Source organism: Lysinibacillus piscis, assembly GCF_026012395.1.
GTDB lineage: Bacteria > Bacillota > Bacilli > Bacillales_A > Planococcaceae > Lysinibacillus > Lysinibacillus piscis.
Window position 1 is genome coordinate 545,042 of the sequence record NZ_BRZA01000002.1, and the last position, 14,052, is coordinate 559,093.

A 14,052-nucleotide genomic window follows, 5' to 3' on the forward strand; every position below is an offset into this window, starting at 1 on the left:
ATACACGCTGCTGGTAGAACGAGATTACATTATTTTATCAGCAGACTACTAAGAGTGCTAATAATTGAGGTGGGAATATGACTAAATCAAAATATGGTAATAAAAAAGTTGTTCATGACGGAATTACTTTCGATTCAGCTTTGGAAGTGAAATATTATGATCACTTGAAACATCTACAAGCACAAGGTATTGTGACCTCCTTTGAATTACAGCCAAGGTTTGTATTGCTGCCAAAGTTCGAAAAGAATGGGAAGAAATATCGTGAGATTGGTTATAACGCAGATTTCACAGTTCATTATGCAGATGGCCATTCAGAAGTGGTTGACATCAAGGGAATGGTTACACAGCAATTTGAATTGAGGAAGAAGTTATTCGAATACCGTTATCCGCTCGAATTAAGGCTTCTAACGTATTCAAAGATTGATGGTGGATGGATTACTCATGATGAATTGAAAAAGGCTAGAAAGGCACGTAGAGCTCTTAAGACAGGAGGGTAAATATGAAGGGGATGAGAGAACGTCAAAAAAGATATATTTTGTTCACTGGCGAAGCTCACGAAAACATGAAATTCGATTTTACTCAGCATGAAATTGATAAATTTATCAGTTTATGGGATGAAGGTATACCAATTGCAAAAATCGCTAAGAAATTTGGTATCAATACTACCAATGCTGGACTAGTTGTTATGGATTTACACATGGCAGGCAAGTTGAAAGAAAGAACTACAGGTGTATTTGGAAGTAAATAATATATTTGTTTAGTACAAGAGTCATTTTGTTGAGGAGTGATCATGATGTCAAAAGAGGAATTTTTAGCTGAGCTGTCTGATCAAACACCAGAAGAGTTAAATTTTAATTATGATTTAAAAACACTCAAAAAAGCTGCTTGTGTATTCAAAATTCCAGGTAGGTCTTACATGAATAAAATACTACTTTGTTTAAACATAGAGCAATATTTAAACGATTTAGGAGTGTGAGCGAGGGAATCATTATGTGCGGCAAGTGAGGTGTAATATGAATCAATTAAATATATTTGATTTCATAGAAGAAGAACTTCAAATAGGGAATTTTGTATATTTCAAGTGGTTTAGTGATTCAGGAAAACTATTGACTGATGGATTTGGAAAAATTTCAAAAATTTATGGCAACATTGTTGAAGTAAAAACATTAAACAAACAAAAAAATGGGTTATATCAATCTTTAATATTTCCAGTAAAAAAACATGATGTAATCATTAATCATCGCATTACTGAAAAAGATATTAAAAATAATTTAAAACTAGAAAATCGTTTCCATAAATATTGATCAATTTGAGGAACATATCTGAACCAAATTGTGTAGTAACGAAAGGGGGAATACCAGTGCAAAGTCATGATGTTCAGGATCCTGTTTATACAGTGCATGTAGGAGATAATTCAGGATTAATTAAAAAAGTCAGTGATTTATATTTTGTGGATGGAGACAAGGTTGCTGATGTTACGTGGGGTAGAGGTGTATTTTGGAAACAAGTTGATAAATCAAAATACGACATAATCGGTACTGACCTTAAAACGGGAGTAGACTTTAGAAACTTACCCTATGAGGATAATTCGTTTAATCATACTGTTATTGATCCACCATATGCACGAATCACCAATCTAAAAGGTATGGTTGATTGTTATAACACTACTCGGCATACCACACATGATGAAATTTTAGGTTTATATCGAGCAGGTTTAAAAGAGCTTGTACGGATTACGAAACCAGGAGGATTCATTTTTGTAAAATGCCAAGATGAAATACATGGTGGGAAACAAAAATGGACACATATTGAAATACACGATATGGCAGTTGAGGAATTTGGGCTGTATACGAAAGATTTATTTGTCTTGGTAAATACGAAAAAGCCCAAGCCATTGTATAAACAACAACACGCCCGAAAGAATCACAGCTATTTATGGGTGTTTCAAGCTAAAAAATAACTTGGCATTCTGCCAATTTTGCATAGGGAGGTAGGTGAACTCTATTGCCAATACTCAATTGGATTAAGTTATACGAACAGCACACAGGGACGGTTTATATTGGGTGTGACAAATACGGCTATCTATTTGAAGAATACTCTGGTGCTATACGGAAATTAACACAAAGCGAACTTCGCTATTTTGTACGAAATTTAAAAGAATAAGCACACAAAACACTAGAAGATAGGGGATTGATTGGATGAAAGATGCATGGGTACTGCGTTTAAAAGATGAGTTTAATGATAGTGATGTACCTCAGTATTACCAGGATGAAGACGATGAGCTTACAGATGATATAAACCAAGCAAATATCATCTATGACAAAGCCAAAGCAGAATCTTTTATGAAAAACTGGGAAGAGGCTATTTTCAAAAAGTTTGGCGAGGATGCTATTTGTAATGTAGGGTACACAAATATGATGAAGCATTTTGAATGGGTGGAAGTTGAGAAATAATGTCCACACACAATGTCAAAAACAAATAGCACTTTGACAATTGAATAGTATGGTAATCTTATTAAAGTATGGTACATTGAGATGTATAATGAGATTTGTATTGTTTAGTAGGAGGTTAGCATATGGCGTTTGAAGGTTATAGAGAAGAGTCTAAAGGTAGATGGTTTGGCGGTGGAGCTCAAATGGTCTATGTTTCAAATGAACTGAATGAAAATAAATTTTTTATTGTAAATGAGGTCGAATGTCATCTTATACGTATCCGTGAGGAAAAACAGATAGAATTGTTATTTAATTGTATGTATGGCCCTCAGTTGAGTGATGAAGAGATAGAATGGCTCATTAGTCAAGCTGGATTCAAATACTATGATAGTGTAGGGGATTATATCGCCCGTGAACAATAAAATAAATTGCTAAGATACCGTACTGTTTAATATCACAGTCGGTATTTTTTTTATTAGATTTATTAACTAAACACAACAATGACCATTTGGAGGATAAGGAATGAAATATTTATTGGAGCAAAAAGAAATCAAACTCCCACGTATTGTGTGGCTAGGAAATGCCTTTTTAATCATTTGTGGAGTTTTATATACATTAAATTAGTTGCAACGAAAGGAGCATATATGAAAGCCATCACAATCAAACAGCCGTGGGCCACGTTGATAGCGCTGGGCGAGAAGAAATTTGAGACACGGAGCTGGCAGACTAAATACAGAGGGCAAATAGCCATCCATGCAGGCAAAAGTGTTGATAAAGAAGCCTGCGAGGATAAAGAAATTAAACAGGCACTAGCAAAGCATGGTATTACATCATATAAGCAATTACCATCCGGAGCAGTATTGGCTACAGCAAATATGATTGAGTGTCATGCTATCACTAAAGACTGGTGTGAATTTGGGGTAGCAGAAACAGATAAAGGTGTAAAAATCGAAGGTGACGAATATTGGTTTGGCTATTATGAAGAGGGTCGCTACGCATGGGAACTTGATAATGTACAGGTGTTACCTGAACCTGTGCCAGCGAAGGGCAAGTTGAGCCTGTGGGAGTGGGATAATGAAAATTTATGACGAGGCAATTAGAAGAGAAGTGTATGAACAGGGATTGGCAGTTATTAGACGTTACGATGATTCGTGGTGGTTAAGTTTTCTGGCAGAACGCACGATTTTTGATGTACCACGTATTAAAGCAGCAAGAGATTTTTTGTTAGAACAAGCTGAACTGGCAGAAGTTTATAAACAAGCACTTGAAGAAATAGCTTCCTCCAACAATGAGGAACTAAGCAAAATTGCAAAGGCGGCTTTAGATTCAAAATAAAAAGCCGTAGCATGTCCGTGCTACGGCTCCTGCCCTCTTACGAGTACCTAACAGCATTATAACACATAGGAGGGCAAACTATGTTAAAAGAGCGAGTAACAGTTACCAGAGAAAACCTATTGCAGTGGATTGAGGATTATAGTTGGATGATTGAAACAATCGAGGAAGCAAGGCAGCCAGTAGCAAAAATTGATAACAATAGTTATATTGGGGCAAAAACGGCTATGTACGGCATTGAGGCAACGCTACCAAAGGCAAGTGGTGGTACGAGTGATCCAGTCTTTATTGAAGTACAGAGACGTGTATATTCAAGTAATAAAAGGATTCGTGAGTATGAAATAAAGGTTATCGAAGTACAAAAACGTATTCCATTTGTACATGGAGATAGAGAAATTGAGGTGTTGCATAGACTTCTTAATGGTAGTAGTATGCGAGCTATTGGTAAGCATATGAAACTTTCTAGCACAACCATATTTAGAGTAAGAAACAATATTTTGAATCAGATGGTGAAGTAGCCCCCAAAAGGCTACTTTTTTTGTGGAATATTTAAAGTATAAAAGGTAGAATTTAACTACAGCAATCTCTTAAAAGGGGGAATAAATGATGAGTAAGTATCGACCATTTTTTGATTATTTTAATAATAGAAATGATGAAACGATTAGATTAAGTTTCGATGATATAGAAAAAATATTATCGACAGAGCTACCAGATTCAGCTACAAATCATGATGCTTGGTGGGCAAATGGTGGACATTATTATTCTAATTTTTGGTTAGATGCTGGTTATAAAGTGGATGAATTTGAATTAGGTGAGTATGTGATTTTTAAAAAAATGTAACAAACGGAACAGATGTAACAAAAAGAACAAAAGTAACAAATGTAAAACATGTACGATAGTTTGTGAATGAGAAAATAAAGTGTACACTGGGAGGGAGGACGGCGCGGTAAGGTTTTCCTCCCTTGGTATTTATCATTACTTAATTACAAAAGACAGACCAACCGACCACCGACCTGCGCAATTTAAACGTTGTGCGGAGAGGGGACAGCATGGGCGGCCCCATTTTTTTTAAAAGATTAGGTACTTCGGTTATAACAAGTACAATAAAATCACTTATTTAATCCAAGTCACACTCTTTCGAGTTGTGGCTTTTATTATGGACAAAGCAACTAGCATAATGAGGTGATGCAGTAATTACAAAACAAACAAATAGCTCGGAGGTGGTGTTGATGAATTATGGCTAGACCAAGAAATCCAAAGCGCGATGAAGCATTTCAAATGTGGCTTAAAAGCCAGGGGCAAATGATTTTGAAGGATATTGCAGCTCAATTGGATTTGTCTGATTCGCAAATTAGAAAATGGAAAAATCAAGACAGTTGGGATGAACATTTGAAAGGTAACGTTACCAAACCGAATAGTAATGTTACTAAACGCAGTAGAGGTGCTCCTGTAGGCAACAATAATGCAAAGGGTCATGGTGCACCTAAGCAAAACACAAATGCAGTAAAACATGGATTCTATAGTCGTGTTATTCCAGTAGAATTGCAAGATTTATTTGCCGAAATTGAAGAAGGTATTTCTACAGCAGATATGTTATGGGATCAAATTAAATTACAGTATATGGCTATCATGCGAGCGCAATCAATTATGTTTGTGGAGTCGAAAGATGAAATGATTAAAGAGCTCAAAAAGCGTAAAGATACGCAGTTTGGTAAGGAAATAGAGTATGAGTTTCAATTTGCCTGGGATCGGCAAGCTCAATTTTTAACAGCCCAAAGTCGAGCCATTAGCGAGCTACGAAACTTGATTGAGCAATTTGATTCAATCACTGATAAAACGGATGAGCGACGCTTAAAACTTGAACAGATGCAGTTGGAGATTGATAAAACAAAAATTGCTATTCAAAAAGAAAATGGACCAGAAGAAGAAACAGAAGATGACGGCTTTATGGAAGCTTTAGGAGCAACAGCTAAAGAAGTGTGGGCTGATGACGATGCTTAAAAAGATTAAAGCAGCCATTTTCAAATTCAGTCCGTTTTCACTAAAACAAAAAAAGGTTTTAACCTGGTGGCATAAAGATTCGCCAGTTAAGGATAAGGATGGCATCATAGCCGACGGTTCTATCCGTTCAGGTAAAACAGTATCCATGTCATTATCGTTCGTCATGTGGGCGATGGAGAGCTTTGATAGCCAAAACTTCGGATTGTGTGGAAAGACTATTGGCTCTTTTCGACGCAATGTAGTATTTTGGCTGAAATTAATGCTCAAAGCACGTGGGTATCAAGTAAAAGATCATCGTGCTGACAATTTGCTGATTATCTCAAAAGGCAATAAGGTTAACTATTTCTATATTTTTGGTGGTAAAGACGAACGCTCGCAGGACTTGATACAAGGTATCACGTTAGCTGGCGTCTTTTTTGATGAAGCTGCACTTATGCCCGAATCATTTGTTAACCAAGCTACAGGGCGCTGTTCTGTGAATGGTTCTAAATATTGGTTCAACTGCAACCCAGAAGGACCATACCATTGGTTCAAAATCAACTGGATTGACAAGGTAAAAGAGAAAAATTTAATCCATCTACATTTCACGATGGATGATAATCTTTCATTAGCTGAATCTGTTAAAGAGCGTTATAAGCGTATGTATGTTGGTGTTTTCTATAAACGCTACATTTTGGGTTTGTGGGTGCTTGCTGAAGGTATTATTTACGACATGTTCGACATAGACAAGCATAGTGTTAAAACAATTGAACGTGCATACACAAAATATTATGTCAGTGTCGATTACGGCACGCAGAACCCTACAACGTTTGGTTTGTGGGGTCTTTTTAATGGTGTTTGGTACAAGGTCAAAGAATATCACTACGATGGACGTAAGACGAGCAAACAGAAAACAGACCAAGAATATGTAAGCGATATGAAGGAGTTTTTAGGCACTATTAAACCAAGTGCAATTATTGTTGACCCTTCTGCTGCATCATTCATAGCTGCTTTAAAACAGGCTAGATATAACGTGATACAAGCAAAGAATGAAGTGTTAGACGGCATACGTAACCTTGCATCTGCGCTCATTGAAGGCAAGATATTATATAACGATGTGTGTGAAGAAACGTTTCGTGAGTTTTCATCCTATATATGGGACCCGAAAGCTGCTGAACGCGGGGAAGATAAGCCAATTAAACAAAACGACCATCAATTAGATGGAGATAGATATTTCGTTAATACGATTTTAGTAGGTCAAGTAAAACTAAAAGTAAACAAAAAATCAGTTTTAGGATTGAGGTGATGAAATGGCAATTATTCGTGATAGGAGCTTAGTTGAGGATATTAACAATATTCCAATTCCCTTACTTGTCAGTTGTATCGCAGAGCATCAAACAAGTATAGGTCGATTAAATAATCTTGAAAATTATTACAAAGGAGAGCACGTTATTTTAGCGCGGGAACTCTCCGGTGACGAAATGGGTCTGCCTAATAATAAAATAGTGGCGAATCACGCAAAGTATATTACGGATATTGCAACAGGGTATACGTTTGGTAAGCCGATTAAGTATGAGGGTGAACAAATTGAATCTATTTCAGCAGCCTATAAAGAAATCGATATCGTTTCTCATGACCAAGAACTGTCAAAAGACTTATCTATTTTTGGGATAGGGTTAGAGCTCCATTTTATGTCGAGTGATGAAGTACCAATTCCCAAAGTAACAGTGATTGACCCACGACAGATATTCCTAGTCGTTGACGATACGGTCGAATATAAATCGATGTTTGCAGTTCATTACTATGAAAAACGAGATATAGACAACAAAGAAATTGGCTGGAATATCAATGTTTATTCGGCAACATCAATTGTCAAATATTTCACGGAAAAAATCGATGCTGAAGAATATGAGTTGATAGAAACGCTACCTCATTATTATCAAAGTGTACCAGTCGTTGAATTTTGGAACAATGAAGAACAGCAAGGAGATTTTGAACAACAGATAAGTTTAATCGATGCATATAATTTACTGCAATCTGACCGTATCAATGACAAGGAACAGCTTGTTGACGCTCTTTTAAAATTAATAGGTGTATCACTTGGAGATACCGAAAAGGAACAGTCAGAAACAGCACGGATGATCAAAAAGCATAAAATTATTGAACTACCAGTTGGTGCTGATGCAGGATGGCTTACAAAGGGGCTGAACGAAACAGAAGTTGAAGTGTTGAAAAATGCTATTAAAAAGGATATCCATGAATTTTCCATGGTGCCGAATTTAACGGATGAAAACTTTGCTTCTAATGCTTCGGGGGTTGCTATGAAGTACAAGTTATTCGGATTAGAGCAATTGGCTGTGATCAAAGAGCGCTACTTCGTGCAAGGATTACGTGAACGATTAAAGTTATTTGCAAACATCCTCACTGTAAAAGCGCAGGCTGTTAATATATCAAACGTAGAGATTACTATGATTCGAAATCTGCCAGAAAATGAGTTGACAATTCAGGATATCGTTTCCCTTATTGGTTTAGTGAGTAGTGAAACACTTCTTTCTTTGCTGCCGTTTGTAGAATCATCGGAGGATGAACAGAAGAAGGTTCAAAAAGAGCTAGAGGAGAGGATGAAACGTGAACAGCGTTCATTTGGATTCCCTACAGACTCACCCGAGGACGTGACAGACGATGACGCTGAAATCGAGAAGTAACGCCTACTGGGATAAGCGAGCAATGGAGCGCATGGATAAATACCATCACTCAGCTGATTCTACTGTTAAGACAGTAACCAGTGCTTATGACAAGGCACAGCAGGATATTAATGCTGAAACTCAAAAGATATTTGATAAGTTTGCTAAGGATGGCGATCTCTCAGCGACAGAAGCTCGACAGATATTAAATGAGCCCATCTCACGAAAAGAATGGAACGCCACTAAACGAAAGATAGATAAAGTACAAGATCCAGCTATTAAACGTCAACTGTTAAATCGATTAAATGCTCCTGCTTATGTGGCACGTATTACCCGTTTAGAGGCGCTGAAAGAAAATATATACCTACAGTCAAAAATAATCGCTGACGCCGAAATAAAGGCTACTACAGCAGGCTGTGCAAGCACCATAAATGACGCCTATTATCGTACTATGTTTGATATCCAACAAGGTCTAGGGGTTGGCTTTGAATTTGCCGCCATGCCAGCAAGTACAGTCGAATCCATCCTAAAAAATCCGTGGAGTGGTGAACATTTCAGTCAACGTGTCTGGAGTAATACTGATGTACTAGCTTCGCAAATAACGGAGGTAATCACAGCAGGATTCATGGCAGGTACAGGCACTGCTAAAATGGCACGTGAACTGTCTGAACGAATGAATGTGGGTAAACATGCGGCCAATCGTTTAATTCGCACTGAAACAACCTATATGGCGAATGCTGCTGAAATGGAGAGTTATATCGAGGCAGAAATAGACGAATATATCTTTCGGGCTGTATTAGATAAAAGAACATCTACCATTTGCCAAAAGCAAGATGGTGAAATTTATAAGGTAAAGGATGCAAAGCCTGGTGTTAACATGCCTCCGATGCATGTTTTTTGCCGTTCAACCACTCGAGCATATTTCGGTCCTAAAACACTTGAGGGTGTACAACGGAGAGCTAGAGACCCTGTTACAGGTGAAGTAGAACTGATACCTGCTAGCATGAATTATGCCCAATGGCGAAAAAGTTTAGATAAAAAACATGGTACTAATCGGGTAGTTATTATAGAAACCCAGCTTGCAAATAAAGCAGCTGATAAAATACAATATGAGAAATATAAACTGGTTTATGGTAAGGAATTAGGAGCTAAAAGCTTTACCAAGTTTCAGAATTTGAAGTACAATGAAAGAAAGACTTGGGAGGATTTAAAGAGTAGAAAACAGCAGGTTTTAAACTCTTTAGACTACAGAAAGACGTTCAATGGCAAGTTTAGTGATAAAGAAGTACGGCAATGGTACATCGCACATGATAAGGATATCATTAATAAGATTGACGGAAGCAAACCTTTGAAGAACCAAGCCGAACAAGCACACGCTATGAGGAACCGATATCGTACAGAAGCACGGTTAATGATGAATAATAGAGAAGCTGCAGAAGCTTTGAACGAAAGTAATCCGAATATCGAATTTGAAGATCTAGTTATAAGTAAAATGGAGCGCAAAGGATTGACCAAAGAGCAGGCTTATCAAGATATTATTGACACAGCTGGTAAGACAAATAAAAAAGTAAATAAAAAATTAGGACTGGAGTGATTAAAGTGTTTGAATACAATATTTGCAATCAACCGGATGAAGAAATCTTTGTAAAACAGTGTTCGGCTTTAGAGAAACACCTTCCAGAACTACGTAAGAAAGATTTATTGACCGATGTGGATAATAGTAAAATTCAATCCTATAATTTGAAAGGATCGATTATAAAAGTTTATAACGATTACGTTATCGGTGCGGTTTATATTAAGTCGGAAATTGATATAGAGCCCTTCTTTAATTAAGCACTTTCTGCCTTGTCAGGTTTAGAGAGTGCTTTTATTACGCCTAAAGGAGATAAATATATGGCAAAAATTACACGAATTAGCACGCCACAAGCCCAAATTGTTGATGTGATTGAACAGATTCTTGATTTAGCTAAAAAAGGTGAAATTAAAAACATCACTTTAGCTGCAGAACATTCAACAAATGGCGAGGTCTTAACAGGATATGCCAATGCAGATGTAAACGAACGCCAGTATTTAATGTCTCACATTCAAAGTGACATAACGATGGCTATAGTTGCAGCGAATATTGAAGAAGTTTAAGTCGTAGTGATACGGCTTTTTATTATGTCCAAAACGTGCCGAAGACTCTAAAAGCAGCATGGAAATAGCCGACGGGCGTTAAACGGTGGAGGTAATTATGAAATTTATTCAGATGTTTATTTTGTTTGTCAAGATTTTATTTTCAAAACCTAAACAAGCTGTTAAAGCGTTTGAGCCTTTAAAACTTGATTTGCAATTCTTTGCAGACGGTGACGATGAAGGTACTGACGATGATGATTCTGGAGAGAGTGATGGAGACAAAGATAAAAAGGTCGAATTTACTCCAGAACAACAGGCGGAGATTACCCGCATTTTAGGAGAGCGTTTAGGTAAGGCACATAAAAAATGGGAAAAAGATTACCAAGATAAACTAGAGGAAGCGAAAACGGAAGCTGAAAAGCTGGCGAAAATGAACGCCGAGCAAAAGGCTGAGCATGAACGTCAGAAGCGTGAAAATGAATTGTTGAAGCGAGAAGGTGAAATTACTCGCCGTGAACTCCGTGCTGCAGCGTTAGAAACTCTTGCTGAAAAAGGTTTACCAAAAACGCTAGCAGATATCCTTGTCTATTCTAGCGCTGAGGCTACTAATGCAAGTCTAGATGCTGTTGAAACTGCATTCCGCACAGCAGTGGAAGCAGGTGTTAATGAACGTCTGCGTAGCGATCCTCCAGGCGGAGGAGGTGCTAAAGGCGGAGGTGAAAAGAATCCTTGGAAGAAAGGTCCTGACTTCAACCTTACTGAACAAGGTCGCATTTTAAAAGAAAATCCAGACTTAGCGAAGCAACTTATTGCAGCTGCTAAGTAATAAAAAGGAGAAGTGGTTCAATATGAGTAAACTATTAGTAAAATTAGATATTCAATTCTTTGCTAAAACAAAAATTAGTGATGTCATCGTTCCAGAGGTGTTTAACCCGTATGTTATTCAACGTTCTATGGAATTATCTGCGTTGCAGGCATCTGGCATCATTTCTAATAACCCTGAATTAGATAAGTTAGCACAGGGAGGCGGAAAACTCATCAATATGCCGTATTGGGAAGATCTTGATGGCGACGATGAAGTATTGTCTGATGATAATGCATTAACACCAGGTAAGATTACAGCTGGACAAGATGTTGCGGCGTTATTCCTACGAGGAAAGGCATGGAGTTCGAATGACTTAGCGCATGTTTTAGCAGGTTCCGACCCTATGGCGGCTATCGGTGATTTAGTTGCTACTTATTGGGCACGTCGCCGACAAGCGTTGTTATTCGCTATGCTGAAAGGTGTATTTGCAGCGCCAACAATGGCTGACAATACACATGATATTTCATCTTTAGCAGGTGACAAAGCTCTTTTATCTGGTTCTACTTTCCTTGATGCCAAACAAAAGCTAGGGGATGCATCAAGCCTTCTTACAGCTATTTCGATGCATAGTGCTTCATACACACATTTGCAAAAGCAAAATCTCATTGAATTCATTCCTGATTCGGAAGGGAAAGTACAAATTCCTACTTACATGGGGCGACGAGTAATTGTTGATGACGGACATCCAGTAAATGCAGGTGTTTATACATCATACTTGTTCGGTGAAGGTGCTATTGGTTTAGGAAATGGATTCCATCCCGAAGCAGTTGAAACTGATCGTGATTCTCTCGCGGGGGATGATATCTTGATTAATCGTCAGGCATTTGTGTTGCATCCACGTGGTGTAGCATTTAAAAATGCAACTGTTACTGGTCCAACACCATCAAATGCAGAAGTCGCTCTTGTGGCTAATTGGGAGCGTGTGTATGAACCTAAAGCAATTCGTATCGTGAAATTTAATTATAAATTGGAGTAAGAGAGGCCGACAACCTCTCTTTTTATAATCCCAAGGAAAGGATGATAACATTGTCAGCAACAGCATTCCAACGCAGGCGCAGAGAATTAGCAGCAAAAGCAGCCCTTGAAAAAGAGAAAAAACAAAGCGATGAATTAAGTCAATTACGTGAACGTGCTCAACAGTTAGGAATTGAAAATGCGTCTAAATTAGGTGCGAAAAAGCTAAAAGAATTGATTACTGAGCAAGAGGAGTGAGGAGATGTCTCAAACTCAATTAGATAAATTGAAAATGACCTTGGGAATAAGTGACGATACCAAAGATGCAGAGCTTCAACTTATTTTAGATGATGTTCAAGATGACATTTTAACTTGGACTAATCGTGCCGAACTGCCGAAATTATTAGAGTCAACCATCCGTCAAATTGCTGTTATTCGTTACAACATGCAAGGGGTTGAGGGGCAGACATCCCACTCAGAGGGTGGCATTAGCCGTTCCTTTGATGTTTTACCACAGTCCATACAAAATATCATTATCCAAGCTAGATTGCTAAAGGCGACACGCTATGCGGCTAAGACAACGTGATTTAAAGCCTTGCACCTTAAAAAAATTTGGAAAGGTAACAGAGGATGACGGTACAACATACGACGGTTGGGGAGATGGCGGTACACTACATGCAAATGTGCAACCTGCAGGCGGCAAAATGCATGTAGAGATGTACGGTGCAAAAATCAAGTACATGTTAGTCGCTTATGCAGAGACGATCGATGATTTAACTGAAAACGATGGTCTCTGCATTTTTGTAGCAGCTGATAAAGATCCAGATTATAAAGTAGTAGCGATTCGTCCATGGAATACCCATTTTGTAATTGATTTAGAGAAGGTGGTAACATGACAATTCGAGGGTTGGACAGCCTTGTAAGGAAAATCGATGCGCTAGGGGGCAACAGCAAAAAAGCTTTAAAAACAGGTATACGCCAAGCTATCAAGCAAGTTCAAGGAGATGCGAAAGACCTTGCGCCAGCTGATGAAGGCAGATTGCAAAATAGTATACAAGGAACTGTCGAGGAAAAATCGGACATTATTATTGGTAAAGTCTCTACAAATGTTGAATATGCTGCTTATGTAGAATTCGGGACAGGACAACGAGGGGAAGGGTCGCCATCTCCTCCTAAATCCCCTCAAAACTTAAATTATCGTCAGGATTGGGCAGGGATGGATGCACAGCCTTATCTATATCCAGCTTTACAGCAAAATAAAGTAAAGATAAAGCAAACATTAAAAGAACATCTGCAAAAAGAGATAAGGAAGTTAGGTGGTCGTTAATGTATGATGTGAAACCTGAAATCTTTGCATTGCTTAATACAATGGAAGGGGTATCTGTTTCTGATGAGTTTCCATCCGGACCAGCACAAACGCCGCATATTACGTTTAAAGAGGCAGATAACTCCAATTACAGAGCTATGCATACAGAGCTACAGTCTGAAATTATCATTTTAATAGATGTGTGGCATACAAGGTCAACAGGATCGATTGCTCAAGCTGTGAATGAGAAAATGGCTAGTATTGGTTTTCTTCGGCAGTTTCAAGCTGACTTAAACGATCCCAGTGGCATAAAACGAAAAACAATGCGCTTTCGTGGTGTAGTAGATAAACGGACAAAATTTGTTCATCAATAAAGGAGAGTGG

General features: G+C 38.0%; 25 protein-coding genes. All 25 read left to right on the plus strand.

What is annotated here, in order from left to right:
- The first annotated feature begins 77 nt into the window (after nucleotides 1-77).
- The 25 genes from OPF91_RS09125 (at nucleotide 78) to OPF91_RS09245 (ending at nucleotide 14,042) form a co-directional block, all read left to right on the plus strand.
- On the plus strand, nucleotides 78-497 hold the full coding sequence (locus tag OPF91_RS09125; protein ID WP_264988439.1) for a DUF1064 domain-containing protein: 420 nt from the start codon (nucleotides 78-80) through the stop codon (nucleotides 495-497).
- A 2-nt stretch (nucleotides 498-499) separates the two neighbouring features.
- Nucleotides 500-748 (plus strand): helix-turn-helix domain-containing protein, encoded by a 249-nt coding sequence (locus tag OPF91_RS09130; protein ID WP_264988440.1) that lies wholly within the window; start codon nucleotides 500-502, stop codon nucleotides 746-748.
- A 45-nt stretch (nucleotides 749-793) separates the two neighbouring features.
- Nucleotides 794-976, plus strand: coding sequence for a hypothetical protein (locus tag OPF91_RS09135; RefSeq protein WP_264988441.1), 183 nt, complete (start codon nucleotides 794-796; stop codon nucleotides 974-976).
- A 37-nt stretch (nucleotides 977-1,013) separates the two neighbouring features.
- Nucleotides 1,014-1,304, plus strand: a complete 291-nt coding sequence (locus tag OPF91_RS09140; protein ID WP_131522292.1) for a hypothetical protein — start codon at nucleotides 1,014-1,016, stop codon at nucleotides 1,302-1,304.
- 56 nt (nucleotides 1,305-1,360) lie between these two features.
- Nucleotides 1,361-1,960: a DNA methyltransferase gene (locus OPF91_RS09145; RefSeq protein WP_264988442.1), complete on the plus strand. Its 600-nt coding sequence runs from the start codon at nucleotides 1,361-1,363 to the stop codon at nucleotides 1,958-1,960.
- Between the two features lie 238 nt (nucleotides 1,961-2,198).
- The gene (locus tag OPF91_RS09150) at nucleotides 2,199-2,453 is read left to right on the plus strand and encodes a hypothetical protein (RefSeq protein ID WP_264988443.1); all 255 of its coding nucleotides are present in this window, start codon (nucleotides 2,199-2,201) and stop codon (nucleotides 2,451-2,453) included.
- A gap of 122 nt (nucleotides 2,454-2,575) precedes the next feature.
- The gene (locus OPF91_RS09155) at nucleotides 2,576-2,854 is read left to right on the plus strand and encodes a hypothetical protein (protein ID WP_264988444.1); all 279 of its coding nucleotides are present in this window, start codon (nucleotides 2,576-2,578) and stop codon (nucleotides 2,852-2,854) included.
- A 100-nt stretch (nucleotides 2,855-2,954) separates the two neighbouring features.
- Nucleotides 2,955-3,056 (plus strand): olfactomedin domain-containing protein, encoded by a 102-nt coding sequence (locus OPF91_RS09160; RefSeq protein ID WP_264988445.1) that lies wholly within the window; start codon nucleotides 2,955-2,957, stop codon nucleotides 3,054-3,056.
- A 20-nt stretch (nucleotides 3,057-3,076) separates the two neighbouring features.
- The gene (locus tag OPF91_RS09165) at nucleotides 3,077-3,520 is read left to right on the plus strand and encodes an ASCH domain-containing protein (RefSeq protein WP_264988446.1); all 444 of its coding nucleotides are present in this window, start codon (nucleotides 3,077-3,079) and stop codon (nucleotides 3,518-3,520) included.
- A complete protein-coding gene (locus tag OPF91_RS09170) occupies nucleotides 3,507-3,767 on the plus strand; it encodes a hypothetical protein (protein WP_264988447.1) in 261 nt (86 codons plus the stop codon). Before OPF91_RS09165 ends, OPF91_RS09170 begins: the two co-directional genes overlap by 14 nt.
- 80 nt (nucleotides 3,768-3,847) lie before the next feature.
- A complete protein-coding gene (locus OPF91_RS09175) occupies nucleotides 3,848-4,282 on the plus strand; it encodes a helix-turn-helix domain-containing protein (RefSeq protein ID WP_264988448.1) in 435 nt (144 codons plus the stop codon).
- A gap of 88 nt (nucleotides 4,283-4,370) precedes the next feature.
- Complete coding sequence (locus OPF91_RS09180; protein ID WP_264988449.1) at nucleotides 4,371-4,604, plus strand: DUF7662 domain-containing protein; 234 nt, start codon at nucleotides 4,371-4,373, stop codon at nucleotides 4,602-4,604.
- Nucleotides 4,605-5,000: 396 nt separating this feature from the next.
- Nucleotides 5,001-5,765: a phage terminase small subunit gene (gene terS, locus OPF91_RS09185; protein WP_264988450.1), complete on the plus strand. Its 765-nt coding sequence runs from the start codon at nucleotides 5,001-5,003 to the stop codon at nucleotides 5,763-5,765.
- Nucleotides 5,752-7,050 (plus strand): PBSX family phage terminase large subunit, encoded by a 1,299-nt coding sequence (locus tag OPF91_RS09190; RefSeq protein WP_264988451.1) that lies wholly within the window; start codon nucleotides 5,752-5,754, stop codon nucleotides 7,048-7,050. The genes terS and OPF91_RS09190 overlap by 14 nt, the downstream gene beginning before the upstream one ends.
- 4 nt (nucleotides 7,051-7,054) lie before the next feature.
- Nucleotides 7,055-8,449 (plus strand): phage portal protein, encoded by a 1,395-nt coding sequence (locus OPF91_RS09195; protein ID WP_264988452.1) that lies wholly within the window; start codon nucleotides 7,055-7,057, stop codon nucleotides 8,447-8,449.
- A gap of 22 nt (nucleotides 8,450-8,471) precedes the next feature.
- A complete protein-coding gene (locus OPF91_RS09200; RefSeq protein ID WP_264988453.1) occupies nucleotides 8,472-10,022 on the plus strand; it encodes a minor capsid protein in 1,551 nt (516 codons plus the stop codon).
- 5 nt (nucleotides 10,023-10,027) lie between these two features.
- Nucleotides 10,028-10,261: a hypothetical protein gene (locus tag OPF91_RS09205; protein WP_264988454.1), complete on the plus strand. Its 234-nt coding sequence runs from the start codon at nucleotides 10,028-10,030 to the stop codon at nucleotides 10,259-10,261.
- Between the two features lie 60 nt (nucleotides 10,262-10,321).
- Nucleotides 10,322-10,564 (plus strand): hypothetical protein, encoded by a 243-nt coding sequence (locus OPF91_RS09210; RefSeq protein WP_264988455.1) that lies wholly within the window; start codon nucleotides 10,322-10,324, stop codon nucleotides 10,562-10,564.
- A gap of 97 nt (nucleotides 10,565-10,661) precedes the next feature.
- On the plus strand, nucleotides 10,662-11,369 hold the full coding sequence (locus OPF91_RS09215; RefSeq protein ID WP_264988456.1) for a DUF4355 domain-containing protein: 708 nt from the start codon (nucleotides 10,662-10,664) through the stop codon (nucleotides 11,367-11,369).
- A gap of 22 nt (nucleotides 11,370-11,391) precedes the next feature.
- Entirely contained in the window at nucleotides 11,392-12,384 is a 993-nt protein-coding gene (locus OPF91_RS09220; protein WP_264988457.1) for a major capsid protein, read from the plus strand.
- Between the two features lie 50 nt (nucleotides 12,385-12,434).
- The gene (locus OPF91_RS09225) at nucleotides 12,435-12,620 is read left to right on the plus strand and encodes a hypothetical protein (protein ID WP_264988458.1); all 186 of its coding nucleotides are present in this window, start codon (nucleotides 12,435-12,437) and stop codon (nucleotides 12,618-12,620) included.
- 4 nt (nucleotides 12,621-12,624) lie between these two features.
- Nucleotides 12,625-12,948 (plus strand): phage head-tail connector protein, encoded by a 324-nt coding sequence (locus OPF91_RS09230; protein WP_264988459.1) that lies wholly within the window; start codon nucleotides 12,625-12,627, stop codon nucleotides 12,946-12,948.
- A complete protein-coding gene (locus OPF91_RS09235) occupies nucleotides 12,929-13,258 on the plus strand; it encodes a hypothetical protein (protein WP_264988460.1) in 330 nt (109 codons plus the stop codon). The genes OPF91_RS09230 and OPF91_RS09235 overlap by 20 nt, the downstream gene beginning before the upstream one ends.
- Nucleotides 13,255-13,689 (plus strand): HK97-gp10 family putative phage morphogenesis protein, encoded by a 435-nt coding sequence (locus OPF91_RS09240; RefSeq protein WP_264988461.1) that lies wholly within the window; start codon nucleotides 13,255-13,257, stop codon nucleotides 13,687-13,689. Before OPF91_RS09235 ends, OPF91_RS09240 begins: the two co-directional genes overlap by 4 nt.
- Nucleotides 13,689-14,042: a hypothetical protein gene (locus OPF91_RS09245; RefSeq protein WP_264988462.1), complete on the plus strand. Its 354-nt coding sequence runs from the start codon at nucleotides 13,689-13,691 to the stop codon at nucleotides 14,040-14,042. The genes OPF91_RS09240 and OPF91_RS09245 overlap by 1 nt, the downstream gene beginning before the upstream one ends.
- Nucleotides 14,043-14,052 lie beyond the last annotated feature (10 nt).